The sequence below is a fragment of the Bradyrhizobium sp. WYCCWR 13022 genome, from assembly GCF_030435535.1.
Classification (GTDB): Bacteria; Pseudomonadota; Alphaproteobacteria; order Rhizobiales; family Xanthobacteraceae; genus Bradyrhizobium.
On the sequence record NZ_JAUIZJ010000025.1, the window covers coordinates 22,426 to 40,292 of the forward strand.

The 17,867-nt window shown below is 65.5% G+C and carries 17 protein-coding genes; 14 read left to right on the plus strand and 3 right to left on the minus strand.

The features are described 5' to 3' along the window. Positions 1 to 132 precede the first annotated feature (132 nt). Positions 133 to 1,380, minus strand: coding sequence for an MFS transporter (locus QY049_RS30035; protein WP_194478473.1), 1,248 nt, complete (start codon positions 1,378 to 1,380; stop codon positions 133 to 135). 187 nt (positions 1,381 to 1,567) lie between these two features. Between QY049_RS30035 and QY049_RS30040 the strand changes: the two genes are divergently transcribed. After that, positions 1,568 to 3,637: a prolyl oligopeptidase family protein gene (locus tag QY049_RS30040; protein ID WP_258764250.1), complete on the plus strand. Its 2,070-nt coding sequence runs from the start codon at positions 1,568 to 1,570 to the stop codon at positions 3,635 to 3,637. 11 nt (positions 3,638 to 3,648) lie between these two features. On the opposite strand, the gene QY049_RS30045 is transcribed toward QY049_RS30040, so the two are convergent. After that, on the minus strand, positions 3,649 to 4,323 hold the full coding sequence (locus QY049_RS30045; RefSeq protein WP_258764251.1) for a class I SAM-dependent methyltransferase: 675 nt from the start codon (positions 4,321 to 4,323) through the stop codon (positions 3,649 to 3,651). A 221-nt stretch (positions 4,324 to 4,544) separates the two neighbouring features. Here QY049_RS30045 and soxX point away from each other — a divergent pair, with 221 nt between their 5' ends. From soxX to QY049_RS30095, 10 genes are all read left to right on the plus strand, one after another. Beyond that, positions 4,545 to 4,898: a sulfur oxidation c-type cytochrome SoxX gene (soxX, locus tag QY049_RS30050; RefSeq protein WP_258764252.1), complete on the plus strand. Its 354-nt coding sequence runs from the start codon at positions 4,545 to 4,547 to the stop codon at positions 4,896 to 4,898. A 22-nt stretch (positions 4,899 to 4,920) separates the two neighbouring features. Beyond that, the gene (gene soxY, locus QY049_RS30055) at positions 4,921 to 5,406 is read left to right on the plus strand and encodes a thiosulfate oxidation carrier protein SoxY (RefSeq protein ID WP_194478477.1); all 486 of its coding nucleotides are present in this window, start codon (positions 4,921 to 4,923) and stop codon (positions 5,404 to 5,406) included. A 19-nt stretch (positions 5,407 to 5,425) separates the two neighbouring features. Next, complete coding sequence (soxZ, locus tag QY049_RS30060; RefSeq protein ID WP_194478478.1) at positions 5,426 to 5,737, plus strand: thiosulfate oxidation carrier complex protein SoxZ; 312 nt, start codon at positions 5,426 to 5,428, stop codon at positions 5,735 to 5,737. Further along, positions 5,737 to 6,600 carry a sulfur oxidation c-type cytochrome SoxA gene (gene soxA / locus QY049_RS30065; protein WP_258764253.1) on the plus strand — a complete coding sequence of 288 codons (864 nt, stop codon included), beginning with the start codon at positions 5,737 to 5,739 and terminating at the stop codon, positions 6,598 to 6,600. Before soxZ ends, soxA begins: the two co-directional genes overlap by 1 nt. Further along, a complete protein-coding gene (locus tag QY049_RS30070; RefSeq protein ID WP_258764254.1) occupies positions 6,597 to 6,902 on the plus strand; it encodes a hypothetical protein in 306 nt (101 codons plus the stop codon). Before soxA ends, QY049_RS30070 begins: the two co-directional genes overlap by 4 nt. Before the next feature lie 54 nt (positions 6,903 to 6,956). Further along, the gene (gene soxB, locus QY049_RS30075) at positions 6,957 to 8,702 is read left to right on the plus strand and encodes a thiosulfohydrolase SoxB (RefSeq protein WP_258764255.1); all 1,746 of its coding nucleotides are present in this window, start codon (positions 6,957 to 6,959) and stop codon (positions 8,700 to 8,702) included. A 5-nt stretch (positions 8,703 to 8,707) separates the two neighbouring features. Beyond that, positions 8,708 to 9,163 (plus strand): hypothetical protein, encoded by a 456-nt coding sequence (locus QY049_RS30080; RefSeq protein ID WP_194478482.1) that lies wholly within the window; start codon positions 8,708 to 8,710, stop codon positions 9,161 to 9,163. 243 nt (positions 9,164 to 9,406) lie between these two features. Beyond that, a complete protein-coding gene (locus QY049_RS30085) occupies positions 9,407 to 10,447 on the plus strand; it encodes an MBL fold metallo-hydrolase (protein WP_258764256.1) in 1,041 nt (346 codons plus the stop codon). 90 nt (positions 10,448 to 10,537) lie between these two features. Then, positions 10,538 to 10,699 (plus strand): hypothetical protein, encoded by a 162-nt coding sequence (locus QY049_RS30090; protein WP_258764257.1) that lies wholly within the window; start codon positions 10,538 to 10,540, stop codon positions 10,697 to 10,699. A gap of 175 nt (positions 10,700 to 10,874) precedes the next feature. Next, positions 10,875 to 12,083, plus strand: a complete 1,209-nt coding sequence (locus QY049_RS30095; RefSeq protein ID WP_258764258.1) for an MFS transporter — start codon at positions 10,875 to 10,877, stop codon at positions 12,081 to 12,083. A gap of 99 nt (positions 12,084 to 12,182) precedes the next feature. On the opposite strand, the gene QY049_RS30100 is transcribed toward QY049_RS30095, so the two are convergent. Further along, the gene (locus QY049_RS30100; RefSeq protein WP_258764259.1) at positions 12,183 to 13,529 is read right to left on the minus strand and encodes an MFS transporter; all 1,347 of its coding nucleotides are present in this window, start codon (positions 13,527 to 13,529) and stop codon (positions 12,183 to 12,185) included. Between the two features lie 145 nt (positions 13,530 to 13,674). Here QY049_RS30100 and QY049_RS30105 point away from each other — a divergent pair, with 145 nt between their 5' ends. The 3 genes from QY049_RS30105 to QY049_RS30115 are packed head-to-tail and all read left to right on the plus strand — an operon-like array spanning position 13,675 to position 17,859. Then, positions 13,675 to 14,328, plus strand: coding sequence for an ABC transporter ATP-binding protein (locus tag QY049_RS30105; protein ID WP_258767087.1), 654 nt, complete (start codon positions 13,675 to 13,677; stop codon positions 14,326 to 14,328). Then, positions 14,325 to 16,787, plus strand: a complete 2,463-nt coding sequence (locus QY049_RS30110) for an FtsX-like permease family protein (protein ID WP_258764260.1) — start codon at positions 14,325 to 14,327, stop codon at positions 16,785 to 16,787. The genes QY049_RS30105 and QY049_RS30110 overlap by 4 nt, the downstream gene beginning before the upstream one ends. Beyond that, positions 16,777 to 17,859 (plus strand): lipocalin-like domain-containing protein, encoded by a 1,083-nt coding sequence (locus tag QY049_RS30115; protein WP_258764261.1) that lies wholly within the window; start codon positions 16,777 to 16,779, stop codon positions 17,857 to 17,859. Before QY049_RS30110 ends, QY049_RS30115 begins: the two co-directional genes overlap by 11 nt. The last annotated feature ends 8 nt before the right edge of the window (positions 17,860 to 17,867 follow it).

Consider the following 17,867-nt stretch of genomic DNA (forward strand, 5'->3'; position numbering starts at 1 on the left):
GACGAGCATCATGTAACAACCCGGCTGCCGAAAATCACTTCGACAGCGATCGAACTATCGACGTTGCTGACAGCCTCCTGCCATCCTCTCGAGCGTGACATCGTCGGGAAACCGCTGCACCCGGACCATGCATCAAATCGCGTCCGGGAACTCGCCCATCGCAGCCTCGAGTCGCGCCTTGCGGCGGCGGGCCCAGGACGCCAGCGAGAGCGCGACGAGGCCGATCGCGACCGGCGGGAACACCACCATGTTCACCGCGGACCAGCCGTAATTCGCAAGCAGCTGCCCCGATGAGAACGAGCCGACCGCCATCATCCCGAATACCAGGAAATCGTTGAAGGCCTGCACCTTGTTGCGCTCCTGCGGACGGTGCGTCTCCAGCACCAGGGCGGACGCACCGATGAAGGAGAAATTCCAGCCCACGCCGAGTACGATCAGCGTGGCCCAGAAATGCATCGCGGTGATGCCGGAGAGACCGATGGTGGCGGCACCGGCTTCCAGCAGCAGGCCGGCGGCAACAATCTTCGGTGCGCTGGAGCGGGAGATCAGCGCGCCCGTGAAGAAGCTCGGCCCGTACATGGCGACGATGTGCCATTGAATGCCGAAATTGGAATCGGACAGGCTCAGCCCGCACATCTTCATGGCGAGCGGCGCCGAGGTCATCACCAGATTCATCATGGGATAGGAGATGACGCCGCAGAGTGCGGCGGCGATGAAGCGCGGCTGGGTGACGATCGTCAGCAGCGGTCGTCCGCCATGCAGATCAGCGGGTGCGGGCTTGGGCATGTCGACGCCTGCGACGATGCCCATCGCGATCAATGCGACCGCGGCCTGCACCAGGAAGCTGAAGGCGAACAGATAAGGCGACCAGATGTTCATGGTCCATTGCACGAGCTGCGGACCGAGCACGCCGGCGAACACGCCGCCCGCCATCACCCACGACACGGCTTTCGGCCGATAGGCCGCGCTGGCGCCGTCGGCCGCGGCGAAGCGATAGGATTGCGCCACCGAGCCGTAGAGGCCGCCGAGGAAGGTCGCGAGACAAAACAGCGCGAACGAGCCGTGCAGGATCGCGAACGAGCCGGTGAGACCGGTGAGCGTGCCGAGGCCCGTGCCGGTGATGAAGGCCACGCGGCGGCCGAAGCGGCGCGAGATCGCGCCGGTCGGCAGCGTACCGGCGGCGAGCCCCAGCACGTACATCGAGATCGGCACGGTCGCGAACGACATGTCGGGCGCAAGCGTGGCGCCGACGATCGAGCCGGTGGCAAAGATCACCGCCGAATTGGCGCCGGTCAGCGCCTGCGCGGCGGCGAGGCGCACCACGTTGGCGCGCACCCGGGCGTCGTTGGCGATCTCGCTGGTTGAAGTCACGTCTAGCATCGGCATTTCCGCCCAAGGGGCCTTGTTGATTCCCGGCACTATGGAGGGGCCGAAAGGGCCGGGCAACCGGCGCAAACGGGCGCAGGCCATGCCGGTGACGCAATCGGGCCGATGATACCGGGCCGCGCTCTTGACGGCTTGCGCTCGATCAAATCCTATCCCGCCGCCGTTTCAGGGAGTTTCGTTCATGTCCGTCGACGACAGGCCTACGCTCAGCGCTCCCGACGACGATCCCTGGCTCTGGCTGGAGGAGGTCGAAGGCGTCCGCGCGCTCGAATTCGTCGAGCGGCAGAATCGCCTGACGCTGGACAAATTCGGCGGCGCGGCGTTCGAACGCGACCGCGACCTGCTCGCGGCGATCTTCGATCGTCCCGACAACATTCCCTATGTCAGCCGCAGCGGCGGCCTGCTTTACAACACCTGGAAGGATGCAGAGCATCCGCGCGGCCTGTGGCGGCGGACCACGCTTGCAGAATTCCGCAAAGCCGAGCCGTCCTGGGAAACCGTCCTCGATGTCGACGAGCTTGCGGCGCGAGAAGGCGAAGACTGGCTGCTCAATTGGACCACCTCGCGGTCCGGATATTCGCGGGTCATGTTGAGCTTGTCGCGCGGCGGCAGCGATGCGGTCGTGCTGCGCGAATTCGACGCAGAAGCGAAGCGCTTCGTCAGCGACGGCTTTGTCCTGCCGGAGGCGAAGGGCAGTGTCGACTGGCTCGGTCCGGATACGCTCGTGCTCTCCAGCGCCTATGGCGAAGGCATGGTGACGACGTCGGGCTACGCCAGAACGGTCCGGCTGTGGCGGCGCGGACAGCCGGTCGAGCAGGCGGAAGTGATCTTCGAGACCAGTGCCGACCGCATGCGCGTTTATTGCGGCGTCGACGACAGCGGTGCGGCGCCGCGCGCCTGGATCATCGATCAGCTCGACTTCTTCAATTTCGCGATCTGGCTTCGCGACGCCGCCGGCACGCTCACCAGGCTCGACCTCCCGAGCGGCGTGTGGATGCAGGCGCATCGCGACTGGTTCGCGATCAAGCTGCGAGAGCCATGGACCGTTGCCGGACGAACCCATGCGGCCGACAGCGTGCTCGGCATCTCGCTCTCGGCATTTCTCGCCGGCGACCGCGACTTCGCTGTGCTGTTCGAGCCCGGACCACGCCGCGCGCTTCAGGGATTTTCCTGGGCCGCCGGCAAGCTCCTGCTGTCGATCCTCGACGAGCTGCAGCCGGTGTTCGAGATCTGCACGCCCACTCCCACCGGCTGGAGCCGCGAGACGCTGCGCGGCCTGCCCGCGATCGGCGTGGTCGACGTCTGGCCATTCGATCATTATCAGTCCGAGAGCAATGGCGACCTGCTCGCCAACGTGCAGGACCCGCTGACGCCGTCCTCGCTGATGCTGCTCGCACGCGGCGTCGAAAGCCCGGTCGTGCTCAAGCAGGCGCCGAAGATCTTCAACGCCGACGGCCTCAAAGTGACGCAGCACGAGGCCATCTCTGTCGACGGCGAGCGCATTCCCTATGTGCAGACCGGTCCCGCCGGCGTGTCAGGCGATGCACCGGTCTATATGAGCGCCTATGGCGGCTTCGGCCTCGCCGTGAAGCCGCAATACAATTCATCGCTCGGCAAGCTCTGGCTGGAGCGCGGCGGCACGACGGTGCAGGCGAATTTGCGCGGCGGCGGCGAATTCGGCACCCGCTGGCACGATGCCGGCCGGTACGCCGGCAAGAGGCTGTCGCATGACGATTTCGCAGCCGTTGCCGCCGATCTCGTCCGCCGCGGCGTGACCACGCCGAAGCGCATCGCCGCCCAGGGCGGATCGAACGGCGGCATTCTCATCACCAACATGCTGGTGCGTTATCCGGAGCGATTCGGCGCGCTGTTCTGCACGATTCCGCTGATCGACATGCGCCGCTACACCAAGCTGCTCGCGGGTGCGAGCTGGATCGCGGAATATGGCGACCCCGACAAGCCGGACGAGTGGGAGTGGCTGAAGACCTACTCCGCCTATCACAACGCCAAACCCGGCCAGCCCTATCCGCCGATCCTGATCGCCACCACGCGGCGCGACGACCGCGTCCATCCCGGCCACGCACGCAAGATGGCGGCCAAGCTCCAGGCCATGGGCTACGAGGCCTGGTTCTACGAGCCCGCCGCCGGCGGCCACGGCTACGGCAAGGACAACAAGGAGCGCGCCGGCTTCCAGGTGCTCGGCTTCCAGTTCTTGAAGGAGAAGATCGGCTGGCAGGAGGGCGAGGCCTGACGGCCTCGCGCCTACCCGCGCGCAAACACCAGCGTCAGATTGTTCGCGGGCATCTCGATCGTGTCGATGAGACGAAGCCCTACGCCGCGCGCGAGGGTCTCGACGTCGCCGGCGTCGCGCACACCCCATTCGGGATTGCCTTCGCGCAGCGACGTATCGAACACGGCATTGCTCAACGCGGTGTGCTTGCCGCCGCGCTTGAACGGGCCGTAGAGGAACAGCTGTCCGTCGGACCGCAAGTACCGGCCGGCGCCGGCGAACAGTCCCTCGGCCACGGCCCAGGGCGCAATATGGATGACATTGGCGCAGAACACGGCGGCGAGATCGGTCGGCCCCTGCCCGCTCTTCATCTCCGCGCACCAGTCGGGATCGGACAGGTCGATCCGCAGGGGGCTGCGGATGTTCGTCAGGCCCGAATGCACACGCCAGGCCTCGATGCTCTTCACATGGCGCTGGTTGAGGTCGCTCGGCCACCAGACCAGATCGGGCGTGTGGCGGGCGAAATGGACCACATGCTGGCCGGTTCCACTGCCGACCTCGACCACGTCGCCCGACTTTCCGGCAAGATGCTTTTCGAGCGCCGTCCAGAGCGGTTCGTGGTTGCGATGGAAGGCCGGTGCATCGAGACGGCCGTCAGGCTCGACCCGCCCGCCGTCCCTGCCAAATTCAACGACATAATCAGCCAATTCACGTCCCCGGAAAATGAGAAAGCAGACCAAAACGCAAGCCGAGGGCAAAACGCCCCAAAAAACAGCGCCGGAGAAAGCCGGCTTGATGAACGATCCATCTCGTCAGTTGCAATGCGAAAGATATTAACGCCATTTTGCGCCCTGCATAGTCATGATTGTCAGGGCATGTCCTTTGTGCTTTTGAACACTATCTTTTTCGGACAACTCGGACCGACGCCTTGACCGCCTTTCGCAAGCCCGCCCTGCTCCTCGCGCTGGTTGTCCTCGCCGGCCTCGCCGCGCGCCCCGCATGGGCGCAGTCGACCGTCGCCGAAGGCCAGAAACTCGCCTTCGACCGCAGCAAGGGCAATTGCCTGACCTGCCACGTCATCAGGGGTGGCGATCTGCCCGGCACGATCGGCCCCGAGCTGAAGGACCTCAAGACCAGATACCCCGATCGTAACGAGCTGGTTGCGATCCTGTTCGACGAGACCAAGCGCAACCCGCAGACCATGATGCCGCCGTTCGGCCGCAACCGAATCCTGACCGAACAGGAGATCAACGCGATCGTTGATTTCCTGCAGACGCTGTAACGGTCGGCCAAGGAGACTTTTGATGACGACGACCACCGGCCCTCATCCGACGCGGCGCCTGATCCTTCAGGGCGCCGTCTCGGTCGCACTGATCGGCCTCGGCAATCTCGCATTCGTGCCGGCGCACGCCGCGGCCAACGACAAATATCCGGAAGAGGCGTTCAAACTGAAGAACCAGGCCGACGCGATCAAGGCGCTCTATGGCAGGACCGCCGAGCCGTCCGACAAGGTCAAGCTCGATGCGCCAGAGATCGCCGAAAACGGCGGCGTGGTGCCGATGTCGGTGACGACGACGCTGGACAAGGTCACCTCGATCTCGTTCTTCGTCGCCGAGAATCCGTACGCACTTGCGGCGTCCTACAAATTTCCCGACGGCACGATCCCCGCCGTCGCCAACCGCCTGAAGATGGCCAGGACCAGCAACGTGACCGCGATCGTGGAAGCCGACGGCAAGCTCTACAGCGCGACCAAGGAAGTGAAGGTCACCGTCGGCGGCTGCGGCGGCTGAGGCGCGAAGGAGAACAATCATGGCATCCAGCATTCGCGTCCGCGCAACGTCGAACGGCGACATCACCGAGGTGCAGACGCTGATCCAGCACCCCATGGATACCGGCCTGGTCAAGGACGCCAAGGGCGAGTTGATCCCGGCGCACTACATCCAAGAACTGAAGTTCGCATGTAACGGCAAGGACGTCTTCGTCGCCAACTGGGGTACCGCGATCTCCAAGGACCCCTACGTCAAGTTCAGCTTCAAGGGCGGCAGGAAGGGCGACGATCTGACGATCTCCTGGGCCGACAACAAGGGTGGATCGGATACGACCACCGCGAAGATCGCGTGATGAAGGCCCGCACCGCCCTCCTGCTGTCTTCGCTCAGCGCAGCGCTCGTCGCGTTCGCGCTCACCTCTCCGCGCGTTGTTGCGGCCGACAACATCGATCCCGTCGCCGACGCCAAGGCATTCCAGAACTACTTCTTCCACAAGTTTCCCGATGTGAAGCATGAGGATTTCGTCAACGGTCCTTATTCCATGAACGAGGGCATGAGGCGGCAGTGGCAGGAGAAGGAGGAATTCCCGCCCTACGAGTTTGTGCTCGACGCCGGCAAGGAGATGTTTTCGACGCCGTTCAAGAACGGCAAGACATATGCCGACTGCTTCCCCGACGGCGGCATCGGCATTCGCCAGAACTATCCCTATTTCGACACGAAGGAGGGCAAGGTCGTCACGCTGGAGCTCGCGCTCAACCGCTGCCGCGAGGCCAATGGCGAACAGCCCTACTCCTATGTCAAGGACGAGATGGCCTCGCTCACGGCGTACATGGCCTTCACCTCGCGCGGAAAGCCGATGGACATCAAGATCCCCGATGACCCCCGTGCGCGCGAAGCGTTCGAGAACGGCAAGCGCTATTTCTACACCCGCCGCGGGCAGCTGAATTTTTCCTGCGCCAGCTGCCATGTGCAGAGCCCGGGCCAGCGCATCCGCGCCGAGATCCTGGCGCCCGCGCTCGGCATTCTGAACGCGATGCCGATCTACCGCTCCGAATGGAACGGCATGGGCACGATCAGCCGCCGCTTCATCACCTGCAACAGCCAGACCCGCGCGGTCCCGCTGGAGCCGCAGGCGGAAGAATATCGCGACGTCGAGTATTTCCTGTCCTACGTCGCCAACGGCCTGCCGATTTCGGGCCCGGGAGCGCGGCCATGAAGCGGTCACTTCCCTTGGCCATGTTGCTGCTCATGAGCCTCGCGCCATCCGCGCGCGCGGCAAGCGAGGCAGACTACAAGGCGGCTTACGCTGCTGCGGAGGCAGCGTCCAAAGAGGCAACCGGCATGCGCAACCAGTGGACCACGACCGTCTCGACGCTGGCGGCCGCCAAGAAGGCGGGCGATGGCGGCGATTTCGACCGCGCCGTGGCCGCCGCCAGGGAGGCTGAGGCGCTGGCGAAAGCGTCGATCTTCCAGGCGACATCGGAAAAAGAGGCCTGGAAGGCAATGGAAATCCGCTAGAGTGAGCCCTGGTGGAACGATCGACCTGCCGAGACCAGGCGCGGAGACTGTGTGATGGCGATCCGCCGCCGCGATTTCCTGAAGAGCTCGGCAATCGCTGCCGCATCGCTTGCGCTGCCGCGGCTTGCGCGCGGCGCTGAAGCCGCCGGCATTTACGACATCGAGCGGTTCGGTAACGCGCGGATCCTGCACACCACCGACACGCATGCGCAGCTCAATCCGGTCTATTTTCGCGAGCCCAGCGTCAATATCGGCATTGCCGAGATGGCGGGACGGCCGCCGCATCTGGTCGGCCGCGCCTTTCTGGAACGATTCGGAATCCGGCCCGACAGCGCCGATGCCTATGCTTTCACCTGCGTCGAGTTCGAGAAGTCGGCCGGCCGCTTCGGCAAGCTCGGGGGCTTTGCCCATCTGAAGACGCTGATCGACCGCCTCCGCAGCGACGTCGGCGACAAGCATGCCATGCTGGTCGACGGCGGCGATCTCTGGCAGGGCACGGGCCTCGCCAACGTCATGCAGGGCCGCGACATGGTCGAGGTCGCCAATCTGCTCGGCATCGAGGCGATGACCGGGCATTGGGAATTCACCTATGGCGAGCAGGCGCTGCGCGACAATCTCGAGCACTTCAAGGGCGAGTTTCTGGCGCAGAACGTCTTCCTGACCGAGGAAGCCGCCTTCAACGACGCCCCCGCCTTCGACAAGGCGACGGGGCGCGTCTTCAAGCCGTCCATCATCAAGGAGCTCAGTGGCCATCGCGTCGCTGTCATCGGCCAGGCCTTTCCTTACGTGCCGATCGCGCATCCCAAGCGGTTCACACCGAACTGGACCTTCGGCATTCGCGAGGAGGAGCTCCAGAAGCACGTCGACGCATTGCGCGGCAACGACAAGGTCGATGCAGTCATCCTGCTCTCGCACAACGGCATGGACGTCGACCTCAAGCTCGCAAGCCGCGTCACCGGCATCGACATCATCCTCGGCGGCCACACCCATGACGCCGTGCCGCAGCCGATTCCCGTGACGAACGCCGGGGGTACGACGCTCGTCACCAATGCCGGGTCCAACGGAAAATTCCTGGCCGTGCTCGATCTCGCGCTCGAGAAGGGAAAGGTCAGCGACGTGAAATATCATCTGCTGCCGGTCTATTCCGAACTGCTGAAGCCCGATCCCGCCATGGCCGAGCTGATCGGCAAGCTGCGCGCGCCTGTCGTCACCGACTGGTCGGAGAAGATCGCGACGCCCGATCGGTTGCTCTATCGTCGCGATAATTTCGCCGGCCCCGTCGACGAGCTGATCTGCGCCGCCCTGCGCACCGAGCTCGACGCCCAGATCGCGCTGTCGCCCGGCTTCCGCTGGGGCGTCACCGCGCTATCAGGCCAGCCGATCACGATGGAAGACCTGCTCGCGGAAACCGCGATCACCTATCCCGAGACGTACGTGCAGGAGATGACGGGCGCGGACATCAAGAACGTGCTCGAAGACATTTGCGACAATCTCTTCAACGCCGATCCCTATTATCAGCAGGGCGGCGACATGGTGCGCGCCGGCGGACTCAGCTACGCCTGCAGCCCCGCCAATGCGATCGGCAGCCGCATCTCCGAGCTCAAGCTCGCGAACGGCAGGGCGCTCAACGCCAACCATCGCTACAAGGTCGCGGGCTGGGCCTCGGTCAACGGCCAGCAGGGCGCGCCGGTATGGGACGTCGTCGGCAAATATCTGCGCTCAGGCCGGATGTTCCAGGAACGGCTCGGCAGCGGCGTCGCGCTCAAGGGCGTCGACGGCAATCCGGGCATTGCGGGATAGCAACGATGCGGTCGCAGATCACGGGTGCAATGCTGCTGGCGCTGCTCGCCTGGGCCGCGGTGCCGCTCGCGTTCGCGCAGCAGGTGCCGCTGCAGGACAAGCCGTTCGCCGAGCACAAGGTCGTGCTTCAGCTTTCCGACGGCGACGCCAGGAAGCAGGCGCTGGTGCTGAGCGTCGCCAACAATCTGCTCAAGGCCTACGACCCCGACAAGATCGCGGTGGAGGTCGTCGCCTTCGGTCCCGGCATCGATCTGCTGCTGTCCGGCAACGAGCGCCGCAAGCAGGTCGAAAGCCTGATCGCGCAGGGCGTGCGCTTCGACATCTGCCTCAATACGGTCGACACGATCGAGCGGGAGACCGGAAAGAGGCCGGACTTCATTCCGGCGGCAACGCCGGTGCAAGTGGGAGTCGGGCAGATCCTGTTTCTGGCGGAGAATGGGTACACGGTGGTGCGGCCGTAGGCGGCGCAAGGGCGAGTCCGCGCCAAACTCGGTGTCATTCGCCGCGAAAGCGGGGAATCCAGTACGCCGCAGCTTCACCGTGTCCCACCCGGGTCTCTGGAATCGCGGGCGATGACAGCGGTGGGGGTGGCTGCCCCCGCGCAATAAAAATTTTCTAAAATCTCCTATCGGTGCAGTGATTTACTTCTCCTTCTGCCCTCCGGCGTAGTAGAATCCTCGAAATCACTCACGCCGGGTCCTGCCATGATCTTTCGCCAGCTCTTCGACAGCGTTTCGGGAACCTACAGCTACCTGCTTGCCAGCCGCGCCGGAGGCGAGGCGTTGATCCTTGATCCAGTGCTGGAGAAGGTCGACCGCTACTGCCAGCTGCTGCGCGAACTCGACCTCAAGCTGGTCAAGGCCGTCGACACCCATCTGCATGCCGACCACGTCACCGGGCTCGGCGAACTGCGCGACCGCACCCATTGCATGACCGTGATGGGCGACCAGACCAAGGCCGACGTGGTGGCGATGCGCGTTGCGGACGGCGACAAGGTGACGATTGAAGGGCTGTCGCTCGACGTGATGTACACGCCGGGCCACACCGACGATTCCTATTCCTACCTGATGGGCGACCGCGTCTTCACCGGCGACACGCTGCTGATCCGTGGCACCGGCCGCACAGATTTCCAGAACGGCTCGTCCCGCGCGCAATATGATTCGATCTTCAACCGGCTGCTGAAGCTGCCTGACGAGACGATGGTCTTCCCGGCGCACGACTACAAGGGTGACACCGTCTCCACCATCGGCGAGGAGAAGCGCTACAATCCCCGCCTCCAGGTGCGCTCCGTCGACGAATATATCGAGCTGATGGCGAACCTGAAGCTGCCCAACCCGAAGATGATGGACGTCGCGGTGCCCGCCAATATGCGGGTCGGCCTGCATCAGGACGAGCTGGAGAAAGAGGGCCGCGCGCTCAGCGCGGTCGAGGCGATCCGCTCGCTGCACCGGCCCGACATCCTGCTGGTCGATCTGCGCGAGACCAATGAACGGATGAAGCATGGCATGCTCGAAGGCGCGCTGCACACGCCCTATCCGAGCGTGGAGGAGAGCCTCAAGCCCGGCGGCATGCTGCGCGAGGTCGCTGCCGCGACGGGGCGCCGCGTCGTGTTCTTCTGCGCTTTCGGCGAGCGTTCGGCGATGGCTGTTGCCGCGGCCAAGGAGGCCGGCCTTTCCAACACCGCTCATATCGCAGGCGGTATCGATGCCTGGAAGAAGGCGGGCGGCCCGGTGGTGCACGCCTGACGGCGGCGCCGCAGGCTCTTGAGATAGGTCAGGAAGCGCTTAGGTTTTCTGGCTAGAAGCGGATGAACGCATCACCATCCGGGACCGACCATGGCCAAATCAGCCAAGCCGAGTGAGCCGCCGAAGACAACGACCGCAGCGGACAAGGCCAAAAAGCCCCAGCCGCCGCGCGATACCGACGACGACTACGAAGACGGCGACATCGCCACGCCGAAACGCGATCGTTACGGGGATGACGACGAGCCGTTGTGAGGGAGAGCCGTCGTGAGGGGTGATCTTGCCCCGCGAACGGTGTGCCCCACGGCTGCATGCAGCTATCGGTGAGGCCACGCCCCACCCGCGCTACCTGCCATGCGCCCGCGTTCATGGACAAATAACCCGACAGCCCGATATTTTGCGCCTCGATAGGACGCAAAACGGAACCGCAATGGTCGACGTTCTCGCCGCACCGCAACAAGGCAAGGCGGACAGCGCGCTGCGCACGCTGACCGGAATCTCGATCGCGCATTGGGTCAGCCATTTCCATCTGCTGGTCTTGCCGATGCTGTTCCCGTTCCTGAAGACCCAGCTTGGCGTCGGCTATGTCGAACTCGGCTTCGCCCTGACCGTGTCGGCCGTCGTCTCCGGGCTGACGCAGGCACCCACCGGCTATCTCGTCGACCATTTTGGCGCGCGCAGGATCCTGCTCGGCGGACTGACGCTCGGCGGGCTCGCGCTGATCATGCTCGGGCTGCATCTGAGCTACGCCTCGCTGATCGCCTGCGCCGTCCTGCTCGGGCTCGCCAACAGCGTCTATCATCCCGCCGATTACGCGATTCTGGCCGAGCACATGGACGACGCGCGGATGGGCCGCGCCTTCTCGGTCCACACCTTTGCCGGCTATTTCGGTGGCGCCGTTGCACCGGCGATCGTCGCCGCGCTGATGACGGTGTCCGGCGGCGTCGGTGCGCTGCTCGCCTCGGGCGCGATCGGGGTGCTGGTGGCGCTGCTGCTGGTGGTCATGAGCATTCCCGACGCCGGCGCACACAAGGCCAAGCCCGGCACCGCGGATGCACCGAAGCAGGCCGTCATCACGCCTGCCCTGATCACGCTGACCGCGCTGTTCATGCTGCTGAGTCTGTCGGTGGCCGGCATCAACAATTTCGGCGTGGTCGCGCTGATGAGCGGCTACGGCGCGACCTATTCCATCGCCAATGTCGCGCTGACGGCATTCCTTGGCTCGAGCGCGGTGGGCGTGCTCGCCGGCGGTTTCCTCGCCGACCACACCGAGCGCCACGGCTACGTCGCCGCCGCCTGCTTTGCCGCGAATGCCGCGATCGTTCTGCTGATCGCGTTGGTCACGCTGCCGGCTTGGGCGCTCACCGCCACGATGGCAACCGCCGGCTTCCTCTCCGGCGTGATTGCGCCGTCGCGGGACATGCTGGTGCGCAATGCGGCGCCTCCCGGCGCTGCGGGGCGCGCCTTCGGCATCGTCTCCACCGGCTTCAATCTCGGCGGCATCGTCTCACCGCTGCTGTTCGGCTGGATCATGGACCAGAGCGCGCCGCATTGGGTGTTCGGCGCCTCCGTGATCTTCATGGTCGCAACGGTGGTGCTGTCACCGTTCACCGAACGGAAGACGCAAGCCAAGGCTTAAGCTCCAAGTTTTATCGTCGTCCCCGAGTTCAGGTGTCGTCCCGGCGAGGGCCTAGCCTTCCGCCGGGACGACAGTTGTGATTGAGGCGAGGGAGCCCTCTTACGTCGGCGAGACCACACCCTTCAACCCGGCTTCCCGCGGAGCCGCGCCACGGGTCAGCCTGGCCTTTTCCGTGTTCGGCCGGAGCAACAGCAGGCCGACGACGCCGGAGCCGATCATCACCAGCGCGTTGATGGTGAAGCCGGTCATGTAGCCGTTGAGCATGCTGCCGGCGCGCTGGATCACGGTGCCCATCACCATCGGGGCGATGATGCCCGAGAGCGTGTAGAGCGCGCCGTAGATCGCGATGACCGCGCCGCGCTGCGAGGCGGGCGTGAACTCGCCGAGCATCGGCGGGCACACCACATAGATCGCGCCGCAGAGGCCCGAGCCGACGACGAGCAGCGCGATCTGCAGACCCGCGCCCGAGACATGCGGCATCAACGAGAGGATCAGGCCGCCGATGACCAGCGGCACCGAGCCGAGCACGCCGCGCGAGATGCGCGTGGTGTAGCCGCGCGCCATCATCACCTGCGAGATCCAGCCGGTCAGGATGACGATGGTGGCGCCAAACACCCAGGGCAGGATCGAGATGAAGCCGGCCTGCTGCTGCGAGAAGCCGAGCCCCGTGATGATGAAGGCGGTGAACCAGGTGAGGCCGAGCGAGAGCGCCCAATAGGCACCGAAGGTCGCGATCACGCAGCCGAGGAAGGTGCGGGAGGTCAGCAGCTGGACGTAGGGAATTTTCGGCTCATTGGCCGCCAGCGCCTGGGTGTCCTCGAGCGGACCTTCCTTGCCGAGCGCGAGCCAGGCACAGACCCAGATCAGTCCGACCAGGCCGAGTGCGCCGAAGGCGTAGTGCCAGGAGTGGTTGACGATGACCCAGTTCAGCGCCGGCACGGCTAGGATGACGCCGAAGGCCGAACCCTGCGACAGGATCGCGGTCGGCAGCGTGCGCTTCTCGTCCGGGAACCATTTGTAGATCGCGTGCGCGGCAACCGAGAAGGCCGGCCCTTCACCCGCACCGAGCACGATGCGGCAGATCAACAGTGTGGTGAAGGAGACGGTGCCGACCATCGGAAACTGCGCCAGCGCCCAGACCACCGCCAAGGTCAGCAGCACATAACGCGTCGCTACCTTGTTGACGATGAAGCCGACCACGATGGCCGAGATCGAAAACAGGAAGAAGAACGAGGAGCCGAGCAGGCCGAACTGCGCAGGCTCGAGCTTCAGTTCGGTCATGATCGGCACGCCGGCGAGGCCGACGACGATCTTGTCGGCGAAGTTCACGACCATGAAGAGAAAGAGCAGAAAAGTGACGGTCCAGGCGCCCTTCGGCGTTGCATTCGTCCCTTGGGACACCCCTGCCGTCCTGCCCGCCGCACTGGGCGTTCCCTGAGCGCTCATCATTCTCCCCGTATGTCTTTATTGTCGGCACTTTTGATTTGGCCGTCTCGGGAGCTAACAACGGCTTGAACGGCAACGCAACCCCGGCATTTCCACATCAAGTGTGCTACGCAGCATTGAGTTAATTCCGTCCGGCGCACTGACCTTGCTGAGCATCCGAAACCTCTCCAAAACCTTCACCTCGGCCGGCGAGCCGGTCCATGTGCTGCGTGGCGTCGATCTCGACCTGAGGGCGGGCGAGCGCGTCGCGCTCACAGGCGAATCCGGCAGCGGCAAGAGCACGCTGCTGCACCTCATCGCCGGGCTGGATGCCGCCGATGGCGGTACGATCCGGCTGGAGGATACCGAGATCACCGAGCTCGCGGACGCCGGGCGCGCCGAACTGCGGCGTGACCGGATTGGCCTCGTGTTTCAGCAGTTCAACCTGATCCCGAGCCTGTCGGTGGCGGACAACCTCGCCTTCCAGGCGCGCATCGCCGGCCGGCATGATACGGCATGGACCAGGGAGCTGGTCGAACGGCTCGGGCTCAGCGGCCTGCTCAAGCGTTATCCAGAGCAGTTATCGGGCGGCCAGCAGCAGCGGGTCGCGATCGGTCGGGCACTGGCGACCAAGCCGTCGCTGCTGCTCGCGGACGAGCCGACCGGCAATCTGGACGAAGCCACGGCCGACGACGTGCTGGCACTGACGCGCGACCTCGTCGCACGCACCGGCTGCGGCTTCCTGATGGTGACGCACAGTTTGCATCTGGCCGGCACGCTCGACCGCCACATCGTCCTCCACGCAGGGCGGATCGCATGAGACGCGCGCTGTGGGTGCTCGCGGTGCTGCTCAGCCATTGGCGGCGACACAGGATGCAGTTCGCGACGCTGCTGATCGGGCTGATCGCGGCGACCGCGCTGTGGAGCGGTGTGCAGGCGATCAACCAGCAGGCCCGCACGGCCTATGACCGCGCGGCGGCGACGTTTGGCGGCGTGCGCACGGCCACGCTGGTCGCACCTGATGCGGCGACGTTCTCGCAGGACTTGTTCGTCAAGCTCCGCCGCACAGGCTGGCCGGTTTCGCCAGTGCTGGAAGGCCGGGTCCAGGTCAATGGGCGTTCGATGCGGCTGCTCGGCATCGAGCCGGTGACGCTGCCGGTCGATGTCGGCAATGCGCCGCGCCTTGGTGCCGCGGACCTAGGCAGCTTCGTCGCGCCACCGGGCCAGACGCTGGCGGCGCGGGAGACGCTTGGCGATTTGCACGAGGCGGAAGGCGCGACGCCGTCGATCAGCAGTGGCGCAGAGCTGCCGCCGCTGCATGTGCTGCCGCAACTCGTGCCCGACGTGCTGGTGGTCGATATCGGCGTGGCGCAGCGGCTCCTGAACAAGCCGGACCAGGTCTCGCGCCTGCTGATCGGCAAAGTGAGGGGCAAGCCTGCGCCGCTCGCAAGCGTCGTCGGCGAGCAGTTGAAGCGGGTCGAGCCGAATGCGGAGACGGAGCTGGAACGTCTGACCGACAGTTTTCATCTCAACCTCACCGCCTTCGGCCTGCTGTCGTTCTTCGTCGGCCTCTTCATCGTCAACTCGGCCGTCGGACTCGCCTTCGAACAGCGGCTGCCGATGCTGCGCACCTTGCGCGCCTGCGGCGCCTCGGCGCGGCTGGTCAACAGCGTGCTGGTGGTCGAGCTGGTGGCGCTGGCGCTGCTCGCAGGGCTGATCGGGCTCGTCTGCGGCTATGTGATCGCGGCCGCGCTGCTGCCCGACGTCGCAGCGTCGCTGCGCGGGCTTTATGGCGCGCAGATTCCGGGGCAGCTCACGCTTCGGCCCGAGTGGTGGCTTGCCGGCATCGGCATCAGCGTTGCCGGCGCGATCGTGGCGGCCGCGACCAGCCTGATCAAGGCGATCCGGATGCCCGTGCTGGCGACCGCACAGCCGCGGGCCTGGCAGCAACGGCAGCGCCGCTGGCTGATGCTGCAAAGTCTTGCCGCCTGCGCGGTGTTCTTGGTCGCGCTGCTGCTGCTCTATTACGGACAGTCGTTGATCGCAGGGTTCGGCCTGCTGGCGGCGCTGATGCTCGGCGCAGCTCTGATCCTACCGGCCTTCCTCGAACTCCTCTTGCTCGTCGGCCAGCGTTTGGCGCGCGGGCCGCTGGCGCTGTGGTTCTGGGCCGACAGCCGGCAACAGCTGTCCGGGTTGTCGCTGGCATTGATGGCGCTGCTGCTCGCGCTGGCGGTCAATGTCGGCGTCTCGACCATGGTGGAAACGTTCAGCCGCACCTTCGTCGGCTGGCTCGATGGACGGCTCGCCGCCGACGTCTATATCAGCGCCGCCGACAATGCGCAGGCGGTCGCGATCCGCAACTGGCTGCGGGACCGCAGCGAGGTGCAGGCGATCCTGTCGGGTGGGCGGGCGGAGACGCAGGTGCAGGGCCAGCCGGTGGAACTGCTCGGCCTGCCCGATCACGCGCTCTATCGCGAGCGCTGGCCGCTGCTGGAGTCCGCGCCGCGCGCCTGGACGCAACTGGTGCCGGGCAACGCCGCCTTCATCAGCGAGCAGCTGAGCCGCCGCCTCGGCGTCCGCGTCGGCGACGTCATCGAGGTGCCGGCGCCTGGGGGGAGCTGGGAGCTCGACATCGTCGGCGTCTATGCCGATTACGGCAATCCCAAGGGACAGCTCGCGGTGAATGTCGCGGCGCTGATCCGGCAGTTTCCGCAGACGCCGCAGACGCGGATCGGACTCGTCGTTCCACGGGACAAAATTGCCGGCCTGATCGCGGCCTTGCACAAGCGGTTCGCGCTCGACGATCGCGCGGTGGCCGATCAGGCAACGGTGAAGGCCGAATCGATCCGCATCTTCAACCGCACCTTTGCGGTGACCTCGGCGCTGAACGCCTTCACGCTCGGCGTCGCCGGCATCGCGCTGCTGACCAGCCTGCTCACGCTGGCGAACTCGCGCCTGCCGCAGCTCGCGCCGCTCTGGGCGATCGGCATCACGCGGCCGCGCCTTGCGGCGATCGAATTGACCAAGACGCTGTCGGTCGCGCTGTTCACGACGCTGCTCGCGGTGCCGCTCGGGCTGTTGGTGGCGTGGTGCCTGATCGCGATCGTCAACGTGAAGGCGTTCGGCTGGCGACTGCCGTTCCACGTCTTTCCGCTGCAACTGGTCGAGCTGGTGGCGGTCGCGCTTGTAGCCTCGCTGCTGGCCGCGCTGCCGCCGGTGCTGCGGCTGGCGCGGATGCAGGCCGCACACCTCGTCAAGGTGTTTGCCAATGAGCGCTGACAAATTCTCGCGACGCGCCTTTACCGGCGGCATCGCCGCGCTGGCCCTCGCGCGCCGCGTCAACGCGCAGGGCTATGCCGGGCTCGGCGAAACCGCGGACGGCTTTGCGAGGGTCACGCCAGGCAAGACGTTTTCGTTCCCGGCCGATCACGGACCGCACCCGGATTTTCGCATCGAGTGGTGGTATCTGACGGCGAACCTCGTCGACAGTGCTGGAGCTGCTTGCGGGCTGCAATGGACGCTGTTTCGCCAGGCCGCAAAGCCGGGCCCGCAAGGCGAAGGCTGGGCCAATCAGCAGATCTGGATGGCGCATGCCGCGGTGACGCGCGCCGACACACACCGCTTCAACGAGCTGTTTTCGCGCGGCGGCATCGGTCAAGCCAACGTTGAGGCCAGGCCGTTCGCGGCGTGGATCGACGATTGGGAGATGAAAGGGTCTGAGCACAGCGACGATCGCACCCTGTCGCCGGTGACGCTGAAGGCATCTGGCACCGATTTCAGCTATGCGCTGACGCTCGAGGCCGATCGTCCGGTCGTCCTGCAGGGGGACGGCGGCTACAGCCGCAAGTCCGAGCGCGGACAGGCGTCGTACTATTACAGCCAGCCGTTCTACCGCGCGCGCGGCATGCTGACCATCGACGACAAGCCGGTCGAGGTCTCGGGCCAGGCCTGGATGGACCGCGAATGGAGCAGCCAGCCGCTCGACGCCGACCAGACCGGCTGGGACTGGCTGTCACTGCATCTCGCCACCGGCGACAAGCTGATGCTGTACCGGCTGCGCCAGAAGGACGGCGAGGATTATCCGTTCGGCAACTGGATCAACGCCGGCGGCGGAACACGGATGATTGTAGGCAGCGACATCCAGATGACACCAAAGGCAACGGCGGAGGTGGCCGGTCGCAAGCTGCCGGTGGAATGGCAGATCGCGATCCCGTCGCGCTCGTTCTCGATCTCCTGCAAGCCGCTCAATCCCCGGGCGTGGATGGGGACTGGCTTCGCCTACTGGGAAGGACCGATCAGCTTCACCGGCACACACGATGGCGTTGGCTATCTCGAACTAACCGGCTATTGAGCCGCATC

Bases quoted from the DNA above. Each gene is read 5' to 3' on its own strand.
- QY049_RS30035 (WP_194478473.1), bottom strand. From the start codon at position 1,380: ATGCTAGACGTGACTTCAACCAGCGAGATCGCCAACGACGCCCGGGTG.
- QY049_RS30040 (WP_258764250.1), top strand. From the start codon at position 1,568: ATGTCCGTCGACGACAGGCCTACGCTCAGCGCTCCCGACGACGATCCC.
- soxY (WP_194478477.1), top strand. From the start codon at position 4,921: ATGACGACGACCACCGGCCCTCATCCGACGCGGCGCCTGATCCTTCAG.
- soxZ (WP_194478478.1), top strand. From the start codon at position 5,426: ATGGCATCCAGCATTCGCGTCCGCGCAACGTCGAACGGCGACATCACC.
- soxA (WP_258764253.1), top strand. From the start codon at position 5,737: ATGAAGGCCCGCACCGCCCTCCTGCTGTCTTCGCTCAGCGCAGCGCTC.
- QY049_RS30070 (WP_258764254.1), top strand. From the start codon at position 6,597: ATGAAGCGGTCACTTCCCTTGGCCATGTTGCTGCTCATGAGCCTCGCG.
- soxB (WP_258764255.1), top strand. From the start codon at position 6,957: ATGGCGATCCGCCGCCGCGATTTCCTGAAGAGCTCGGCAATCGCTGCC.
- QY049_RS30080 (WP_194478482.1), top strand. From the start codon at position 8,708: ATGCGGTCGCAGATCACGGGTGCAATGCTGCTGGCGCTGCTCGCCTGG.
- QY049_RS30085 (WP_258764256.1), top strand. From the start codon at position 9,407: ATGATCTTTCGCCAGCTCTTCGACAGCGTTTCGGGAACCTACAGCTAC.
- QY049_RS30090 (WP_258764257.1), top strand. From the start codon at position 10,538: ATGGCCAAATCAGCCAAGCCGAGTGAGCCGCCGAAGACAACGACCGCA.
- QY049_RS30095 (WP_258764258.1), top strand. From the start codon at position 10,875: ATGGTCGACGTTCTCGCCGCACCGCAACAAGGCAAGGCGGACAGCGCG.
- QY049_RS30100 (WP_258764259.1), bottom strand. From the start codon at position 13,529: ATGAGCGCTCAGGGAACGCCCAGTGCGGCGGGCAGGACGGCAGGGGTG.
- QY049_RS30110 (WP_258764260.1), top strand. From the start codon at position 14,325: ATGAGACGCGCGCTGTGGGTGCTCGCGGTGCTGCTCAGCCATTGGCGG.
- QY049_RS30115 (WP_258764261.1), top strand. From the start codon at position 16,777: ATGAGCGCTGACAAATTCTCGCGACGCGCCTTTACCGGCGGCATCGCC.